Origin of the sequence: Microbacterium oleivorans, assembly GCF_013389665.1 — a bacterium.
GTDB classification, from domain to species: Bacteria; Actinomycetota; Actinomycetes; order Actinomycetales; family Microbacteriaceae; genus Microbacterium; species Microbacterium oleivorans_C.
In genome coordinates this window covers 2490379-2508543 of the sequence record NZ_CP058316.1, presented here as the reverse complement: position 1 = coordinate 2508543, position 18165 = coordinate 2490379, and the positions used below count along the sequence as shown (strand labels likewise).

Here is an 18165-nt window from a genome sequence, read left to right as displayed (position 1 = left end):
CGAGGCCAGGCGGCGCAAGGGGCAATCCTGCATCCCCGGGCACCTCTATGGTGTAGCCATGGCGACCCAGTCCGGCGACACCTCCCCTCGGGAGCGCTCCGACGATCTCACCTCCACGGCGAACGACCGGACGGATGCCGCGGCTCCCGACCCGGAACAGGCGGCGGCCCCCGACGACGTCATCCGCGAACCCGAGGACGTCGCCCCCGACACCACCGACGGCGAGACCGGGGAGGCGCGTCGCGTCGGCCCCGAGGGCGAGACCGAGCCGATGGGCGGAGGCGCCGAGAAGCCGAACCCGAAGGCCGCGCTGGTCTACAACCCGACCAAGGTCGACGGCGATGCCCTGCGCGAGCAGGTGCTCCGCGCCTCGGAAGAGGCGGGATGGGAAGAGCCTCTCTTCTACGAGACGACCGTCGACGACCTCGGCGACGACGTCACGCGTCAGGCCCTCGAGGCCGACGCGAGCGTGGTGCTGGTCGCGGGCGGCGACGGCACGGTGCGAGCGGTGTCGGGCGAGATGAGCGGCAGCGGCATCCCCCTCGCGATCGTCCCGAGCGGCACCGGGAACCTGCTCGCCCGCAACCTCGGGCTGCCCCTGACCGAGCCCGAGACCATGATCGAGGCGGCGTTCACCGGCGACCGGACGCCGATCGACGTCGGCTGGGCGCGGATCACGCGCGAAGGCGGCGAGGTCGAGGAACACGCGTTCGTCGTCATGGGCGGCATGGGACTCGACGCCGCGATGATCGCGAACACCAACCCCCAGCTGAAGAAGAGCGTCGGCTGGGTCGCCTACGTCGACGGCGCCACCCGCTCGCTGGTCAAGGCCAAGCCGTTCCGGGTCGTGTACCAGCTCGACGGGCACCGGATGCACGCCGCCCGGGTGCAGAGCGTGCTGTTCGCGAACTGCGGGTCGCTGCAGGCCGGCATCGAGCTGATCCCCGAGGCATCGATCACCGACGGCGAGCTCGACGTCGTCATCATGCAGCCCAAGGGGTTCTGGGGCTGGCTCCTCGTCTGGCGCCGGGTCGCGTGGGACAACAGCTTCCTGCGGAAGTTCCGCGCCGGCCGCCGCGTGCTGTCGCTGCGCACCAAGGACAGCGCCGTCGTGTACTCGCGCGGCCGGGGCGTCGCGCTCGCTCCGCAGGAGCCGCACCCCGTGCAGCTCGACGGCGACGAGTTCGGCGAGGCCAAGCACGTCCAGACCCGCCTCGACGCGGGCGGACTCATCGTGGCGATGCCCGCCGGCCACGAGCTGCCCGGCGACTGAGCGAGCCCGCGGCGCGATGACTCCTCAGATACGGCCGGCATGCCGGAGGCCGCCGCTGCGACGGCGCGGATGTCGGCGCGCGAGGTCGAGGTTCTGAGGAGTTCGCGCGGAGCCGCACCGGGCACGACGCGGCTGTCAACCGTTCGCGCCGGTCGTCGCCGTGCAGCCAGGATGACGGGATGAGCTCGCCCTCGATCGTCTGGTTCCGCGACGACCTGCGCCTGGCCGACCACCCTGCCCTGCGCGCCGCCCTCGACCGGGGCGAGCCGGTGATCGGGCTGTACGTCCTCGACGAGGAGTCCGACGGCATCCGCCCGCTCGGCGGCGCGGCACGGTGGTGGCTGCATCACTCGCTCGCCTCGCTCGCGTCCGACCTGCGCGACCGGGGCTCGACGCTCGTGCTGCGCCGTGGACCTGCGGCCGACGTCGTCGCCTCGGTCGTGGCCGACACCGGCGCCGGAGCGGTCTTCTGGAACCGGAGGTACGGGGGCGCCGAACGCACCATCGACGCCGGGCTGAAGGAGCGCCTGCGTGCCGACGGAGTCGAGGTGCGCTCGTTCGCGGCGTCCGTGCTGTTCGAGCCGTGGACGGTGAAGACCGGCAGCGGCACGCCCTTCTCGGTCTTCACCCCGTTCTGGAACGCCGCACGCAACCTGCCGGCCCCTCGCGAGCCGCTCCCCCGCCCGCAGCAGATCCCGGGGGTGCGCTCCGCGCCCGCCGGCGACGACCTCGACGACTGGGAGCTGCTGCCCACGAAGCCCGACTGGGCCGGCGGCCTGCGCGAGCGCTGGGTGCCCGGCGAAGCCGCGGCCCGCGCTCGGCTTCGCGAGTTCCTCCACGAGGATCTCGGCTCCTACGATGCCGCCCGCGACGAGCCGAGCGCCGGGGCGACCTCGCTGCTGTCTCCGCGCCTGCGCTGGGGCGAGCTGAGCCCCCACGCGGTGTGGCACGCCGGGGTCGAGACCGGCGGCGGAACCGGCGCGCACGCGGCATCCGCCTCGCGATTCCTCTCGGAGCTCGGTTGGCGCGAGTTCGCCTGGCACACGCTGTACCACTTCCCGGATCTCGCGACGGCGAACTGGCGCAAGGGGTTCGACGCCTTCCCGTGGCCGCAGCTCGACCCGAGCCACCTCACCGCGTGGGAGAAGGGCGAGACAGGGGTGCCGATGGTCGATGCCGGCATGCGCGAGCTCTGGCACACCGGCTACATGCACAACCGGGTGCGGATGGTGACGGCATCCTTCCTCACCAAGAACCTGCTGATCGACTGGCGCCTCGGCGAGCAGTGGTTCTGGGACACGCTCGTGGATGCCGACGGCGCGAGCAATCCGTTCAACTGGCAGTGGGTCGCGGGGTCGGGCGCCGATGCGTCGCCGTACTTCCGCATCTTCAACCCCGAGCGGCAGGCCGAGAAGTTCGATCCGCGCGGGCTCTACATCGGGCAGTGGGCGCCCGACAGCGCCGACCGCGATCCGATCGTCGACCTCGCCGCGACCCGCAAGGCGGCCCTGGCAGCCTATGACCACGTCAAGCGCGCCGCCACGTCCTAGCCTCCGCGCGGGAATGCCGACGGATGCCGCGGGGTTCACCGAAGGGATATGACTGATGCAGCCCGCCCCGCCCTGTCCGTGCTCGATCTCGTGCCGGTGCGCACCGGGCAGACCAGCGCCCAGGCGATCGCCGCCTCGCTGACCGTGGCCGAGCGGGCCGACGAGCTCGGCTACCGCCGCTACTGGTTCGCCGAGCACCACAACATGCCGGCGGTCGCTTCGACGACCCCGCCGGTGCTGATCGCCGCCGCCGCAGCCCGCACCACCCGCATCCGGGTCGGGTCGGGGGGCGTCATGCTTCCGAATCACTCGCCGCTGGTCGTGTCCGAGCAGTTCGCGGCGCTCGAGGCGATCGCACCGGGCCGCGTCGACCTCGGCATCGGCCGCGCGCCCGGCAGCGATCCGGTGATCACCCAGCTGCTGCGCCAGTCGGGCACCACGAGCGACGTCGACCGGTTCCCCGACAACGTCCGCGACATCCTGGCGCTCGTCTCGGGCGACGGCGCGACCGTGCGCTTCACCTCGGGCGGCACGTACGACGTGCACGCGACCCCGTCCGCCACCACCGTCCCGGAGGTGTGGCTGCTCGGCTCGAGCGACTACTCCGCCCAGCTCGCCGCCGCGCTGGGGCTGCCCTACGTCTTCGCGAACCACTTCTCGGGCGAGGGCCTCGACCGCGCGCTCGGTCTCTACCGCGACCAGTTCCGGCCGTCCGAGACGCTCGAGGCGCCGCGGACCTTCCTCACCGCCAACGCCGTCGTCGCCGACACCGCGGCCGAGGCCGAGGCGCTCATGCTCCCTCAGGCGCGCATGATGGCGCGATTGCGCAGCAACCGACCGCTGGTCGCGCTCGAGACGGTCGAGGAGGCCGCGGCCGCCGAGGCGTCCGATCAGCTGGCGACCCCGTTGCTCGACGCGCTCCGCTCGCGATGGTTCGTGGGCACCGGCGCCGAGGCCCGGGCCGCGCTCACCGCGTTCGCCGCGCAGCACGGCGTCGACGAGGTCATGGTCTCGCCCGTCTCGGCCGCTTACGACGGCGAGCAGCCCGATGCCGCCCCGGCGCGCATCCGCACGCTGGAGCTCCTGGCCGCCTGACCCGGCCCCCGGGCCGGGCGGGCCCCCGGGCCGGGCGGGCCCCCGGGCCGGGCGGGGCAGAGTCGTCCGGTTCAGACCTCGGGTTCGCCCGAGAGGAGAGCCCGCAGCCAGTCGCGCGCCTCCACGAACACGTCGTCGGAGTAGCGCTCGGGGTAGCGGACGATGGCGCGGTCGGCGCGTGGGTACGAGCCGAGGAACAGCACCTTGGGGCTGAATCGACGCAGGCCCATCAGGGCGTCCGCCATCCGCTCGTCGGCGATGTGGCCCTCGGCGTCGATGACGAATCGGTAGCGGCCGAGGGCGTCGCCGATGGGCCGCGACTCGATGAGCGAGAGGTTGATGCCGCGGGTCGAGAACTGCTCGAGCAGTTCGAGGAGAGCGCCCGGGTGATCGTCGGGCAGCTCGGCGATCAGCGAGGTCTTGTCGGCACCGGTCGGCGGTGCCGGCGCGACCGTACGGCTGACCAGGACGAACCGGGTGACCGCGTGCTGGTTGTCGCCGATGTCCGAGGCGAGCAGCTCGAGATCGTAGTGCTCGAGGATGCCGGGGGGCGCGATGGCCGCGTCGGCGTCGCTCGCTCCGTCGACCAGGCCGACGGCGGCGGCGACGTTGCTCGCGGCCGGCAGGTGGGCGTGCTCGGGAAGGGCCTTCAGCAGCCACTGCAGGCACTGCGCGTACGCGACCGGATGCGCGGCCACCAGCGAGACGTCCGCGAGGGTGGCACCGGGCCGGGCGACCAGCACGAAGTTCACCGGCACGAGGTACTCGCCGATGATCCGCAGGCCGGGCATCGTGGCCAGGGCGTCCTGCGCGGTCGAGACGCCGCCGTCGACGGAGTTCTCGATCGCGATCATCGCGGCGTCCGATCGTCCTTCGACGACGTCGGTCAGCGCCTCGCCGACGTTGCGCACCGGGCGCCAGATCTGATCGCGCGCCTCGGGCACCTGCGCGAGCGCGGCCTCGGTGAAGGTTCCGGCCGGCCCGAGATAGCTATACGTGCGGCGGGTGGGCGTGGTCTCGTGCTCGGGCGTCACGGGTCGAGCCTAGACGGCCCGGCGGCCGGCTCCCACGCGCAACGGTGGTCACCAGCACGCCGACGACGAGCAGCACGCCTCCCACCACCTCGGCGGGCGCGGGTGTCTGCCCGAGCAGCAGGGCCGCCGTCACCATCGCCACGACCGGGGCGAGGAGTACCCAGGGCACGACGGCCGCCGACCGGTTGCGCGCGAGCAGGCCGTTGAACACGGCGTAGCCCACCAGGGTGCACAGCCCGGCGGTGTAGACGGTCGAGAGGGCCGCCTGCCACCCGAAGGCGCCGAGACCCGCGACGACGGCATCCGGACCGTCGACGACGAGCGCGAGCAGCAGCGCCGGAACGGGCACCACCGCCGCCGACCAGACGGTCAGCGACAGCGCACCGAGCCGTCCCCGCCCGCCGACTGCCCCCGCCCGGCGCGAGATCACGTTGCCGATCGCCCACGACAGCGCCGCGGCGAGCGCGAACACCACCGCGATGGCGGGGGCATCGCCACCGCGCCCGAGCGCGACGACGGCGAGCCCCAGCACGCCGACGGCCACTCCCGCCGCTTGACCGCGGGTCGGGACCTCGCGCAGCACGCCGGCGGCGATGACGACGGTGAACACCGCCTGCGCCTGCAGCAGGAGTGCGGCGAGCCCGGGCTGCAGCCCGAGCGCGAGCGAGGTGTAGAGCAGACCGAACTGCCCGAGGCTCATGAAGACGCCGACGCCCCAGATCGCCCGTGCGGATGCCGCGGGCCGGGGCACCACCACGACGAAGGCCGCGACGACGGCGAACCGTATCGCCACGAAGAGCAGCGGCGGCACGCCCGCCATGCCCCACTCGATGACGAGGAAGTTGAAACCCCACAGCGCCGCCACCGTGGCGGCCAGGATCATGTCGCGTCTGCTCACGGCATCAGTCCACCCCCGCCATTCATGAAGCACAAGCGATGGTTTCTGCACGTAAATCGGTAGCATTGCTGCATGATCGATCTGGACGCCGTGCAGTCGCTGCGCACCGTCGCTCGCGAGGGCAGCGTGTCGGCGGCCGCCGCCGCGCTGGGCTTCACACCCTCGGCGGTCTCTCAGCAGATCAAGCGGCTCGAGCGCGAGACCGGCCTCGCGCTGCTCGAGCGGGTCGGGCGCGGTGTCGCGCTCACCGACGCGGGCACCCAGCTCGTCGTCGGCTCGACGGCGATCCTGGCCGACCTCGAACGGCTGCGGGCCGACCTGCACGCGGCCGCGCCCGACGACGGCACCGTCGCCGGAGAGCTGCGGATCGCCGCGTTCTCGACGGTCGTGCGCGGCCTCTTCGGGAGCGTCCTCGTCGACCTCGCCCGGGCGCACCCCGGGCTGCGGGTCCTGCTGCGCGAGAGCGAGCCGTGGGAGACCGTCGCCCTCGTCGCATCCGGCCAGCGCGATCTCGGCATCGTGCACCAGTGGGGCGGGGTGACCCTCGCCATCCCCGATCACGTCGTGGTGACGCCGCTGTTCACCGACGTCGCCGACGTCATCGTGCACCGCGGGCATCCCCTGGCCTCGCGTTCCGTGCTCCGCCCCGCCGATCTGGCGCAGGAGCAGTGGGTCGCCACCTTCGACACCTCCATCTGCCGGCAGTGGCTCCGGCGCCTGTTCGACGGCGTGCGCAATGCGCCGCGCGTGGTCTACGAGTCGATGGAGTTCGACAACCACCTCGAGCTCGTCCGCACCGGTGCCGTGATCGCGCTCGTACCCCGTCTGGGACGCGGCGACCTCGGCCCCGATCTCGTGGCGATCCCCACCGCCGAGCCCGCGTCCACGCGGGACATCGTCGCGGTCCACCGCCGATCGCAGGCCGATTCGCCCGCCGTGCGGGCGGCGCTGGGGGCTCTCCTGGCCCACAGCGCTCCGTGAGTGCCGTGGGTGCCGTGTCAATCGGCGACACGAGGGTCCGGGAACAGGCAGACTAAGCACCATGAGCCGTGCAGGAGCGCCCGCAGAAGCATCCGACCTCATCGACATCGATGAGCTGATCGCCGCCTACTACGACCGCAAGCCGGATGCCGCTGTGCCCGCGCAGCGCGTCGCCTTCGGCACGAGCGGCCACCGCGGGTCCTCGCTCGCGACGAGCTTCAACGAGGACCACATCCTCGCCACGACCCAGGCGATCGTGGACTACCGCCGCGCGCAGGGCATCGAGGGGCCGCTGTTCCTCGGTCGCGACACCCACGGCCTGTCGCTGCCCGCCGAGCGCAGCGCCATCGAGGTGCTCGTCGCGAACGGCGTGGACGTGCGCGTCGACTCTCGCGACTCGTGGGTGCCCACACCGGCGCTCAGCCACGCGATCCTGACCTACAACCGGGGCCGCGCGCTCGATGACGCGGGCCGGGCCGACGGCATCGTGGTCACCCCCTCGCACAACCCGCCGCGCGACGGCGGCTTCAAGTACAACCCGCCGCACGGCGGCCCGGCCGACACCGACGCCACCTCGTGGATCGCCGACCGCGCCAACGAGCTCATCGCCGCCGGGCTCGAGGGCGTGCACCGCACCCGCCACGCCGACATCGACCTGGAGTCGCTCGGGCAGTACGACTTCCGCGGCGCCTACGTCGACGATCTCGCGACCATCATCGACATCGACGCGATCAAGGCCGCCGGCGTGCGCATCGGAGCCGACCCGCTCGGCGGGGCATCCGTGGAGTACTGGGCGCTGATCGCCGAGGTCTACGGGCTCGACCTGACCGTGGTCAACCCCGAGGTCGACCCGACCTGGAAGTTCATGACACTCGACTGGGACGAGAAGATCCGCATGGATCCCTCTTCGCCCTCGGCGATGGCCTCGCTCGTGGCGCGCAGCGCCGAGTACGACATCCTCACCGGCAACGACGCCGACGCCGACCGCCACGGCATCGTGACGCCCGACGCCGGGCTGATGAACCCCAACCACTACCTCGCGGTCGCGATCGACTACCTCTTCGCGAACCGGCCCGGCTGGCCGGCGGATGCCGCGGTCGGCAAGACCCTCGTGTCGTCGATGATCATCGACCGCGTCGCCGCCTCGCTCGGCCGCACGCTCCTGGAGGTGCCGGTCGGGTTCAAGTGGTTCGTACCGGGCCTGCTCGACGGCTCGGTGGCGTTCGGCGGCGAGGAGTCGGCCGGGGCGTCCTTCCTCCGCAAGGACGGCACCGTGTGGACGACCGACAAGGACGGCATCCTGCTGTGCCTCCTCGCCGCCGAGATCCTCGCCGTGACCGGCAAGACCCCGTCGCAGCGCTACGCCGAGCTCGAGGCGGAGTTCGGCTCCTCGGCGTACCAGCGTGTCGACGCGGCGGCCACGCCCGAGCAGAAGGCGGCCCTGGGCAAGCTGTCGGGAGACGCGGTATCGGCGACCGAGCTCGCCGGCGAGCCGATCACGGCGAAGCTGTCGCACGCGCCGGGCAACGGCGCGGCCATCGGTGGCCTGAAGGTGCAGACCGAGCACGCCTGGTTCGCCGCGCGCCCCTCGGGCACCGAGGACGTCTACAAGCTCTACTCCGAGAGCCTGCGCGGCCCCGAGCACCTCGCCGAGGTGCAGGCCGAGGCCCGCGCCGTGGTCACCGCCGCCCTCGGCGGCTGAGCCCGCGACATCCTCGCATCACACGCCCAATGCACGGCTGAGCACCGAGTGCACGGCCTTCGAGCATGAGCAGGCCGTGCGCTCGTGGCGAAGCCGTGCGCTCGTGCGAGTCCGCGGCGAGCGCGCGGACGCGGACGCCCGGTGCCGGTCAGGACGGACGGCGCCGGGATGCCGAACGCGGCGGCGCCGAGCGCAGGTGCCCAGTCACGCTGCCGAGGATGCGCGCGAGGTCGGCGGCATCCGTGTCGGACAGCGGCGCGAAGAGCAGGCGGTGCACGGTCTCGATGTGCCCCGGGAACACCGCGGTCAGCACGTCGCGCCCAGCGCTCGTCAGGGCGACCACCGTGCTCCGCTCGTCGTCGGGCGACGGTGATCGAGTGACGTATCCGCGCTGTTCGAGCAGCGTGGCCTGGTAGGTCAGGCCGCTGCGGCTGTACACCACCCCGTCCGCGAGGTCGGTCATGCGCAGGGTGCCATCCGGGGCGTCGTTCAAGCGCGCCAGCAGCTGAAACTGCACGTAACTCAAGCCGCCGGCATCCTTCAGCTGCGTCTCGACGGCCGGGCGCAGCAGGCTGCCCACCTCTGTGAAGGCGAGGTAGGCCTCGAGCTGCGTCGACGTCAGGGAGCGTGGCGCGTTCGTCATGCTTCGAGCCTACCCGTTGCTTCACATTCGAAGTAGTGGTACCTTCGGTTCAACGCTTCGAATTCGAAGCACCTCGAACGACTCGGACGAAGGATCACATCATGAAGGCAGTGCAGTTCTCCCAGACCGGCGGTCCCGACGTCCTCGAGGTCGTCGACATCGACCGCCCCGAGCCGGCAGCCGGGCAGGTGCGCATCCGGGTCGTCGCGTCGGCGTACAACGCCGCTGACGGCGGAATGCGCGGGGGCTTCCTCCCCATCCCGATCGAGCTGCCCCACGTGCCCGGGTACGACGTCTCGGGCTCCATCGACGCCGTCGGCCCGGACGTGACCGACCTCGCCGTGGGCGACGCGGTGATCGCCTTCCTCCCCATGGAGCGCGACGGCGGTGCCGCGGAGTTCGTGCTCGCACCCGCCGAAGCCGTGGTCGCCGCGCCGACGAGCGTGCCACTCGCGGACGCCGCCGCGCTGCCCTCCGTCGCGCTGACCGCCTGGCAGGCCCTCTTCGACGACGGTCGTCTCGAGTCGGGCCAGCGGGCGCTGATCGTGGGCGCGGGCGGCGTCGTGGGCAAATACGCCGTCCAGCTCGCCCGGCGTGCCGGCATCCACGTCACCGCCACCGCGAGTCCCCGCAGCATCGACGGCGTCCGCGCCGCCGGCGCAGACCGGATCGTCGACCACACCACGAGTGACGTGCTCGCCTCGCTCGACGGGAAGGTCGACGTGCTGCTGAACTTCGCGCCGATCGACCCCGATCTGTTCGAGAGCTACGTCGCAGCCGTCGCCGACGGCGGCGCCGTCGTCAGCACGACGGCCTTCATGGCCACGCCCGGCGACGAGGAACGGAGCGTCCGCGCTGCGACGGTGTTCGTCCGCCGCGACCGCGAACGCCTCGCCGAGCTGGTCGGGCTCGTGGACGAGGGCGCGCTGACCGTCGAGGTCACACGTCGCATCCCCCTCGACGAGCTGCCTGCGCTGCACGCGGAGGCCGCCGAGAGCGGCATCGCGGGCAAGGTCATCGTCCTCCCCTGAGCGAGGTCGCCTGTGGCCCTGGGCCGGGGAAGAAGCCCCGGCCCAGGGCATCCTCGCATCACACGCCCAATGCACGGCTGAGCACCGAGTGCACGGCCTTGGAGCGTGAGCAGGCCGTGCGCTCGCGGCGAAGCCGTGCGCTCGAGCGCGTCAGCGGGAGAGCAGGGCGGCGAGGCGGGGCAGCTGCGACTCGTCCTCGAGGGCCGAGCCGACGGCCACCACGCGCACGCCGGCATCGAGGAAGGCCCCGGCGTTCGTGGCGTCCATGCCCCCGGTGGCCACGAACCGCACGCCCGGGAACGGGCCGCGGATGTGCGTGAACCAGTCGGCGCCGAGCCACTGCGCGGGGAACGCCTTCAGCCACGTCAGGCCGAGGCCCACCGCCTGCTGCACCTCGCTCGGCGTCGAGACGCCGGGCAGGACCGGGATGCCGCGCTCTTGCGCTGCCCGCACCACCTCGGGGTCGAGCCCCGGCGAGACCAGATAGGCGGCACCGGCCGCCACGGCCTGGTCGACCTGGGCGATGGTGAGGATCGTGCCGGCGCCGACCGCTTTGCCGCGCACGGCGCCGAGCCGCACCACTTCGCGCAGCGCCCGCTCGTCCTCCGCCGTCTGCAGCGGCACCTCCACCGAGTCGATGCCGAGGTCCCAGGCCGCCGTCGCGAGGCGCACAGACCGGTCGAGCCCCATCCCCCGCAGGATCGCCATGAGCGGCGCCCCGGCGAAGATGTCGTCGAGGGCGGCGGTCGGGTCGGTGGAGGCGATGGTCATGACGGGGTCCTTTCGGAGAACGGGGTGGAGGCGACGACGGCGCCGTCGGGGAAGTCTCCGGTCGTCGCCATCGTCAGCGCGGCGCGGGCGTGGCCCGAACGGAGCCGATCGGATGCCGGCGCTCCGGCGAGGAGCGCCGCGAGATAGCCGCCGGCGAACGCGTCTCCCGCGCCGACCGGCTCGACCACGTCGACCACGAGGGCGGGTTCGAACACCCGCTCGTCACCCGCGAAGAGCGTCGCACCGACCGCACCGTCCTTGACCACCAGCTGCGGCACCGCCACGAGCAGTGCCCGCGCGGCGTCGGCCGTCGCGGCGTCCCAGAGCGTCTCGGCCTCGTCGCGGCCGACGAAGACGATGTCGGCGCGGCGCGCGAGCGCGAGGAGGGGCTCGGAAGCCGCGTCCGCGCGCCACAGCGGCGCGCGGTGGTTCACATCGACGCTCACCAGCACCCCGGCCGCCCGCGCCCGGTCCACGACGCGGTCGAGGAATGCCGGGGCGGTGCCGCCGAGCGCCGCGGTGATGCCCGAGACGTGGAGCACGGCCACCCCGTCCCACGACAGCTCGTCGGCGTCGGCGATCGTCAGGTGCGCCGCGGCCGATCCGGCGCGGTAGTACGCGACACCGGCGCCCGGGTCCTTCACGTACAGGCCCGTCGGACGGTCTCCGTCGACCACGACGCGCGAGACGTCGACCCCGCGCGCGCGGATGCGGCCGAGCACGCGACGCCCGAGGGCGTCGTCGCCGAGCCGCGAGAACCACGCCGCGGGCTGCCCGAGGGCGGCGACGTGGGCAGCGACGTTGGACTCCGCTCCCCCGGCGTCGACGCGGAAGAGCTCGGCCTGCTCGACCGGCTCCGCGGCGATCGGCGCGACCATCGCCATGGTCTCGCCGATCGCCAGCAGCATCCGGTTCACCGATCCGGTCACTTCAGGGTCGTGACGGGCGCGGCATCCATGTCGTCGAACGTCTGGTTCTCGCCCGCCATGGCCCAGATGAACGAGTAGGCGGCGGTTCCCACGCCCGAGTGCAGCGACCAGCTGGGCGAGATGATGGCCTGCCGATCGGCGACGACGAGGTGACGGGTCTCCTCGCGCTCACCGAGCAGGTGGATGACGCGGGCGTCCTCGGGGACGTCGAAGTACAGGTAGCACTCGGTGCGGCGGTCGTGCGTGTGCGCGGGCATGGTGTTCCACATCGAGCCCTCGTGCAGGCTCGTCACCCCCATGACGATCTGGCAGCTCTTCACGCCGTTCTCGTGGATGTACTGGTTGAGCGTGCGGCGGTTGCTCGTGGCCTGGTCGCCGAGCTCGCGCACCGTGCCCTCGCCGGGCGAGACGAGCGCGGCCGGGTAGGTCGTGTGCGCCGGAGCGGAGAACAGGTAGAACTGCGCCCCCGCCTCGGCGCCCTCGGCCGCGTCGGCGAAGACGACGTCGCGGATGCCGCGCCCGAGATACAGGCAGGCGCCCGTGACCAGCGTGTAGACCTCGCCGTCGGCGGTGACCGTCCCGGTGCCGCCGACGTTGATGATGCCGACCTCACGGTGCTGGAGGAAGTAGTCGCTGCGGATCTCCGGGTATCCCGGCAGCACGAGGTCGCGCCCGGCGGGCACGGCGCCGCCCAGGACGATGCGGTCGTGGTGGGTGTAGACGACCGTGATCTCGCCGGGCAGGAACACCTCGGGGACGAGGTACTGCTCGCGCAGGTCGGCGGTGGTCATGCCGGGGATCTGTGCGGGGTTGGTCGCGTAGCGCTGCTGCATGGGTTTTCCCTTCCGGGGTCGTTCGGGGGTCGGGGTCAGCGGACGAGCCAGCCGCCGTCCACCGGCACGATGGCCCCGGTGACGTAGGCGGCGGCATTCGAGGCGAGGAAGACGAAGGCTCCCTGCAGGTCGCCGGGAGTGCCCCAGCGGGCCGCGGGGATGCGGGCGAGGATGGATGCCTCGCGGTCGGCGTCGGCGCGGATGGGCGCGGTGTTGTCGGTGGCCATGTAGCCGGGGGCGATGGCGTTGACGGTCACGCCCGACGCCGCCCATTCGTTGGCCAGCGCCTTGGTGAGCCCGGCCACGGCGTGCTTGGAGGCGGCGTAGCCGGGAACGAGGATGCCGCCCTGGAAGGAGAGCATCGAGGCGACGTTGAGGATGCGGCCCGATCCCTGCGCGATCATGCGCCGCCCGGCGGCCTGCGAGAGGTGGAACACGGCGTCGAGGTTGACCGCGAGCACCTCGTTCCAGTCGGCGACGGGGTGCTCGGCGGCGGGGGCGCGGCGGATCATGCCGGCGTTGTTGACCAGGATGTCGATGCGACCGAGCTCGGCGACGGTCTCGTCGACGGCAGCGGCGAGCTGATCCGGCGTGGCGGTGGCCAGGTCGAGCCGGATGCGATGCGCGCGGCGGCCGAGCGCCTCGATCCGCTCCGCGGTCTCTGTGGCGTCACCGCGATCGAGCAGCGCGACGTCGGCGCCCGCCTCGGCGAGCGCGATGGCCGCGCCCTGGCCGAGGCCGCGGGTGGAGCCGGTCACGAGCGCGACGCGGTCGTCGAGGCGGAAGGAGTCGAGGATCATGCGGGGCCTCCGATGAAGGTGGTGGTGAGCTCGCCCAGCCGCTCGATGCGCACGGTGACCGCGTCGCCCGGGCGGAGCGGTCGATGCGATCCCTGCGCGGCAGGGAGCTTCTGGGGGGTGCCGGTGGAGATGATGTCGCCGGGCTCGAGGGTCATGACGCTCGAGAGGTACGACACGACGAAGGCGACGGAGAAGATCGTCGTGGCGGTCGACTGCGAGACGGTGACGACACCGTCGCGCACGACCTCGACGAGCATGTCCTGCGGATCGCCCGCCTCGTCGGGGGTGACGAGCCAGGGCCCGAGCGGCGCGAAGCCGTCGAAGCACTTGCCCATCGCCCACTGGCTCTGCCGGCGCTGCCAGGAGCGGTCCGACACGTCGTTGAGGATCGTGAAGCCCGCGACGTGGTCGAGGGCATCGTCGATGCCGACGTCCTTCGCTCGGCGTCCGATGACCACGGCGATCTCGCCCTCGTAGTCGACGTCGTCGGCCACGGCGGGCACCACGACCGGGTCGGCCGGGCCGCCCAGGGTGTTGGGCGTCTTCACGAACACGTCGGGGAAGTCGGGGTCGTCGGCGGTCGGATCGACGCCGTCGGGCACGTGACCGCGGTAGTTGTAGCCGAGGCAGAGGATCTTGCCCGGGCGCACCGGCGCCTCGAGTCGCACGTCCGACAGCAGCGGGGCCGCTGCCGCACCGGCGGCGATCGCGGCGTGCAGCGGCGCCGACCCTGCGGCCAGGAGCTCGGGAAGGGTGTCGGCGCCGAGGTCGACGACCCGGTCGACGCCGGCCACCTCGACGACGGCACCCGAACGGGCGACGTCCCCGCCGAGCGGGGACCGATAGCGGACGAGCCTCACCAGTACGGCTTCCAGTCGGGGCGCGCGGCGCGCACGAGGGCCTCGAGGTAGAAGTAGTCGCCCCACAGGGTGCCCTCGTCGACGCCCACCGACTTCGGGAAGTCGTAGACGCTGTGCAGGATCACCGCGTCGGACGCTTCGGGCGTCTCGGGCGTGTAGTTCTCGATGAGCGAGGCGAGGATCTCGTACGCGGCGGCGCGATAGCGACGCGCGGCCTCGGGGTCGGTCTCGACGCCGGCGAGCTCGAACAGGCCCGACACGGCGATCGCCGCCGACGAGCTGTCGCGGGGGGCGTCGGCACCGTCGGTGTAGACCATGTCCCAGAAGGGCACGCGGTCGCTCGGCAGGTGAGAGAGGAACCGCTCGGCGCAGCGACGCGATGCGTCCAGGAGCGCCGGGTCTCCCGTGGCGCGGTGGTTGAGCGCGAAGCCGTAGACGCCCCACGCCTGCCCGCGCGCCCAGCACGAGTCGTCGAAGGCGCCCTGCTCGGTGGCGCCCCGGAGCGGCTCGCCGGTCTCGGCGTCCCAGTAGAAGGTGTGGAAGGTGGTGTCGTCGTCGCGCAGGATGTGGGTGCGCAGCTGCGTGGTGTGGCGCCGGACGGCGTCGGCGAAGCGGCTCTGCCCCGTCTGCTCGCCGGCCCATGTCAGCAGCGGCATGTTCATGAGGCTGTCGACGATCGTGCGCCCGCGCTGGGCCGGGTCGGAGAGGTCGCCCCACGCCTGGATGATGCCCGCGGGTTCGAGGAACCGGCGCATGAGGTGATCGGCCGCCTCGAGCGCGGCTGCTCGGGCGTCCTCGTCGCCGAGGAGCCGCGAGGGTGCGACCGAGGCGAGCGTGTAGAGGAACCCGAGGTCGTGGGTGTCGAGGTCGTCCTCCTCGCGCACGCGACGCGCGAAGTCGGCGGCGTGGGCGAGGCCGGCGTCGCGGAAGAACGTGTCGCCGGTGATCTCCCACGCGATCCACATCATCCCGGGCCAGAAGCTCGTGGTCCAGCCGCGGTTCGCACCCGCGGCGAAGCCGCCCGCCGCGGGGCGGATCGGATAGCGGTCGCCGTCGGTGGTGTCGTCCGGGTAACTGAGGCCGAACGTCTCGATGTTGCGGCGCAGGGTCGCCAGGGCGTCGGCGATCGCCGCGTCGATCGCGGCGGTGGCCGCGGGCGAGACGTCGAGGTCGGTGCCGGGGAGGGATGTCATTGCGAGGGTTCCTTCGGGGGTCAGACGGTCTGGGGCTCGGGGTCGCCGAGAACCGGACGGAGGATGTAGCGGGCGTTGGCCCACGCGAGATAGAGCGCCGGTGCGGCGGTGAGCCCGATCGCGATCGCCGGCATGGTGACGAAGAGTCCGGCCTGCAGCGCGATGACCGCGAGTGAGACCAGGCTCAGCCACCAGCGCCGGACGCTGAGGTACAGCGCCGCGCGGGCGATCGCCCGGAAGGTGGCGCGCGGCTCCTCGGCCAGGGCGGCGAAGGCCACGAGTGCGCTGGCGAGCAGCAGCACCGTGAGCACGGCCAGCACCGGCACGACCGCGACCCCGGCCTGCAGGGGCGCGAAGAAGCGCACATCCACGAGCACGATGACGAGCCCCGCCGTGGCGGCGGTGCCCAGCAGCATCGCCTTGCGCCACGAGCGCTTCCAGTTGCGGGCGAAGGTGCGCACCACCTGGTTGTCGCCCTCGCCGTGGGCGCGGAAGGTCGCGAACGCCGCCGTGATGCCGGGTGCGCACGGAGGGGCGACCACGGCGAGCAGCGGCCACGACAGCGCCGGATCGGTGATGACCAGCAGGATCACGAACGGCAGGCACGACGCGAGCAGCAGCAGGTTGGTCATCAGGCCCAGATAGACCACGCCGAAGACCGTCGCGTAGGTGTTGTGCGAGATGCGCTTCACGGCCTCAGCCCTTCATGCCGCTCGTCGCGATGCCCTCGACGAAGTACTTCTGCCCGAGCAGGAAGATCAGCGCGATCGGGACCACCGAGATGACCAGGCCGGCGAACAGCAGCGCGTAGTTCGTGTCGTACAGGTTGCTCACGAAGCTCTTCAGGCCGAGCTGGATCGTCCACAGGTCGGGGTTGCGCAGGTAGATGAGCGGCCCGAGGTAGTCGTTCCAGGTGTTGACGAACGTCAGCAGCGTGAGGCTCGCGAGGGCCGGCACCGACAGCGGCAGCATGATGCGGCGCCAGATGCCGTACTCGCTCAGTCCGTCCAGGCGCGCAGCCTCGGACAGCTCCTCGGGGATGGTCTCGTAGAACTGCTTCATGAGGAACACCCCGAACGCGCCGAAGGCCTGGATCAGGATGATCGCCCACAGCGTGTTCGACACCTTGACGTTCGAGAGCAGGATGAACTGCGGGATCATGTACGACTGCCACGGCACCGCGATGGTGCCGATGTAGGCGAGGAAGAGCACGTCGCGACCGGGGAAGCGGATGCGGGCGAACCCGTAGGCCGCGAACGAACCGGTGAGCACCTGCAGGAAGGTCACGACCACCGCGAGCACGAGCGTGTTGCGGATCCAGGTCAGCATCCCGGACTGGCTCCAGATGTCGACGTAGTTCTGCCAGATGAAGACCTCGGGGATCCACTGGATCGGCACCGAGAACACCTCGTTCGCCGTCTTCAGCGAGCTCATGATCATCCAGAAGAACGGCAGCAGCAGCGCTGCGGCGGCGATGATGAGCGCGATGTAGCCGGCGATGCGGCCCACGCGGCGAAGCGGGGTGACGGTGTCGGGGCGGTGGCCCTCGGGGGTCGCGTCGGCGGCGAGCTTGCGCAGCGCGCGACGGTCGTCTTGGGGCACGAGCAGATCGGTCATCAGACGTTCCTCCGCTTGTTCCAGATGAACTGGATGATGGTCACGAAGATGCAGAGGAAGAAGAGCGCCACGGCCGCCGCGGAGGCGTAGCCGAACTGGTTCTCCTCGAACCCCTTGCGGTAGATGAACTGCGAGATCACGAGCGTCGACTGACCCGGCCCGCCCTCGGTCATGACGAGGATGAGGTCGAAGATCTTGAACGAGTTGATCGTGAGCATGACGGTGACGAAGAACATCGTCGGCCGCAGGCACGGCAGCGTGACGTTCACGAAGCGCTGCCACGCGTTCGCGCCGTCCATGCGGGCCGCCTCGTACAGCTCGCGGGGCACCGTCTGGAGCCCGGCGAGGAAGAGGATCATGTAGTAGCCCATGTCACGCCAGGTGCTGACGATGACGACGGCGGGCATCGCCCATTCCGACGAGGTGAGCCATCCGGGCGGGTTGGCGATGCCGATTCCGCGGAGGATCTCGTTGATGGGGCCGTACTCGGGGCTGAAGAGCAGGTTCCACACCACGGCGATCGCGACGATCGAGGTGATGTAGGGGAAGAACGCGGCGGTGCGGAAGAAGGCGACGCCGCGGAGCTTGTTGTTCAGCAGCAGGGCGAGACCGAGCGAGGCGACGATCGTCAGCGGGATGTGCAGCGCTGCGTAGTAGAGCGTGTTGACGAACGAGATGCGGAAGCTGCCGTCGCCGAGCAGCCGCTCGAAGTTGGCGAGCCCCACCCAGTTGGCCGTGCCGAAGATGTTCCAGTTCGTCAGCGACATGTAGAACAGCGTGATGACGGGAACGAGCGTCAGCAGGGCGAATCCGACGAAGTTGGGGAGGATGAAGCTCCACCCCAGCAGCGTGTTGCGCAGGGTCAGCTTCGATCGCCGACGGCGCTGCGTCGGCTCGGGGCGGCCGGCCTTCGGGGCGGCGGCTGTGGTGGTCATGGGTTCTCCTGGGGAGGACG

The 18165-nt window shown here is 71.7% G+C and carries 18 protein-coding genes; 6 read left to right on the top strand and 12 right to left on the bottom strand.

All coding sequences use genetic code 11. From position 1 onward, the window contains the following. Nucleotides 1–58 precede the first annotated feature (58 nt). The 3 genes from HW566_RS11870 (at nt 59) to HW566_RS11860 (ending at nt 3918) form a co-directional block, all read left to right on the top strand. Nucleotides 59–1273: a diacylglycerol/lipid kinase family protein gene (locus HW566_RS11870; RefSeq protein WP_178013136.1), complete on the top strand. Its 1215-nt coding sequence runs from the start codon at nt 59–61 to the stop codon at nt 1271–1273. Nucleotides 1274–1452: 179 nt separating this feature from the next. Next, entirely contained in the window at nt 1453–2823 is a 1371-nt protein-coding gene (locus HW566_RS11865) for a cryptochrome/photolyase family protein (RefSeq protein WP_178013134.1), read from the top strand. 48 nt (nt 2824–2871) lie between these two features. Then, the gene (locus tag HW566_RS11860) at nt 2872–3918 is read left to right on the top strand and encodes an LLM class flavin-dependent oxidoreductase (RefSeq protein WP_178013132.1); all 1047 of its coding nucleotides are present in this window, start codon (nt 2872–2874) and stop codon (nt 3916–3918) included. A 71-nt stretch (nt 3919–3989) separates the two neighbouring features. Here the strand turns inward: HW566_RS11860 and pheA are convergent, their stop codons facing one another. After that, on the bottom strand, nt 3990–4952 hold the full coding sequence (gene pheA, locus HW566_RS11855; protein WP_178013130.1) for a prephenate dehydratase: 963 nt from the start codon (nt 4950–4952) through the stop codon (nt 3990–3992). After that, nucleotides 4909–5850 carry an EamA family transporter gene (locus HW566_RS11850; RefSeq protein WP_178013128.1) on the bottom strand — a complete coding sequence of 314 codons (942 nt, stop codon included), beginning with the start codon at nt 5848–5850 and terminating at the stop codon, nt 4909–4911. Before HW566_RS11850 ends, pheA begins: the two co-directional genes overlap by 44 nt. A 72-nt stretch (nt 5851–5922) precedes the next feature. Between HW566_RS11850 and HW566_RS11845 the strand changes: the two genes are divergently transcribed. Both HW566_RS11845 and pgm read left to right on the top strand, forming a co-directional pair. After that, nucleotides 5923–6831 carry a LysR family transcriptional regulator gene (locus HW566_RS11845; protein WP_178013126.1) on the top strand — a complete coding sequence of 303 codons (909 nt, stop codon included), beginning with the start codon at nt 5923–5925 and terminating at the stop codon, nt 6829–6831. A gap of 61 nt (nt 6832–6892) precedes the next feature. Next, entirely contained in the window at nt 6893–8533 is a 1641-nt protein-coding gene (gene pgm, locus HW566_RS11840) for a phosphoglucomutase (alpha-D-glucose-1,6-bisphosphate-dependent) (protein WP_178013124.1), read from the top strand. Between the two features lie 148 nt (nt 8534–8681). Here the strand turns inward: pgm and HW566_RS11835 are convergent, their stop codons facing one another. Continuing rightward, entirely contained in the window at nt 8682–9176 is a 495-nt protein-coding gene (locus HW566_RS11835) for a MarR family winged helix-turn-helix transcriptional regulator (protein ID WP_178013122.1), read from the bottom strand. A gap of 101 nt (nt 9177–9277) precedes the next feature. Between HW566_RS11835 and HW566_RS11830 the strand changes: the two genes are divergently transcribed. Beyond that, entirely contained in the window at nt 9278–10207 is a 930-nt protein-coding gene (locus HW566_RS11830) for an NADP-dependent oxidoreductase (protein WP_178013120.1), read from the top strand. A 150-nt stretch (nt 10208–10357) separates the two neighbouring features. Here the strand turns inward: HW566_RS11830 and HW566_RS11825 are convergent, their stop codons facing one another. Genes HW566_RS11825 through HW566_RS11785 form a run of 9 tightly spaced genes read right to left on the bottom strand, consistent with a single transcriptional unit; the run spans nt 10358 to nt 18145 of the window. Next, a complete protein-coding gene (locus tag HW566_RS11825) occupies nt 10358–10978 on the bottom strand; it encodes a bifunctional 4-hydroxy-2-oxoglutarate aldolase/2-dehydro-3-deoxy-phosphogluconate aldolase (RefSeq protein WP_178013118.1) in 621 nt (206 codons plus the stop codon). Then, on the bottom strand, nt 10975–11907 hold the full coding sequence (locus HW566_RS11820) for a sugar kinase (protein ID WP_256728691.1): 933 nt from the start codon (nt 11905–11907) through the stop codon (nt 10975–10977). The genes HW566_RS11825 and HW566_RS11820 overlap by 4 nt, the downstream gene beginning before the upstream one ends. Next, complete coding sequence (gene kduI / locus HW566_RS11815) at nt 11904–12740, bottom strand: 5-dehydro-4-deoxy-D-glucuronate isomerase (protein ID WP_178013116.1); 837 nt, start codon at nt 12738–12740, stop codon at nt 11904–11906. The genes HW566_RS11820 and kduI overlap by 4 nt, the downstream gene beginning before the upstream one ends. Nucleotides 12741–12775: 35 nt before the next feature. After that, on the bottom strand, nt 12776–13540 hold the full coding sequence (gene kduD, locus HW566_RS11810) for a 2-dehydro-3-deoxy-D-gluconate 5-dehydrogenase KduD (RefSeq protein WP_218621627.1): 765 nt from the start codon (nt 13538–13540) through the stop codon (nt 12776–12778). Next, nucleotides 13537–14400, bottom strand: coding sequence for a fumarylacetoacetate hydrolase family protein (locus HW566_RS11805; protein ID WP_256728690.1), 864 nt, complete (start codon nt 14398–14400; stop codon nt 13537–13539). The genes kduD and HW566_RS11805 overlap by 4 nt, the downstream gene beginning before the upstream one ends. Continuing rightward, entirely contained in the window at nt 14397–15593 is a 1197-nt protein-coding gene (locus HW566_RS11800; RefSeq protein ID WP_178013115.1) for a glycoside hydrolase family 88 protein, read from the bottom strand. The genes HW566_RS11805 and HW566_RS11800 overlap by 4 nt, the downstream gene beginning before the upstream one ends. Before the next feature lie 20 nt (nt 15594–15613). Next, nucleotides 15614–16285: a DUF624 domain-containing protein gene (locus tag HW566_RS11795; protein ID WP_178013113.1), complete on the bottom strand. Its 672-nt coding sequence runs from the start codon at nt 16283–16285 to the stop codon at nt 15614–15616. Between the two features lie 4 nt (nt 16286–16289). After that, nucleotides 16290–17210 carry a carbohydrate ABC transporter permease gene (locus HW566_RS11790; RefSeq protein ID WP_178013112.1) on the bottom strand — a complete coding sequence of 307 codons (921 nt, stop codon included), beginning with the start codon at nt 17208–17210 and terminating at the stop codon, nt 16290–16292. After that, nucleotides 17210–18145 (bottom strand): carbohydrate ABC transporter permease, encoded by a 936-nt coding sequence (locus tag HW566_RS11785; protein WP_178013110.1) that lies wholly within the window; start codon nt 18143–18145, stop codon nt 17210–17212. Before HW566_RS11785 ends, HW566_RS11790 begins: the two co-directional genes overlap by 1 nt. Between the last annotated feature and the right edge of the window lie 20 nt (nt 18146–18165).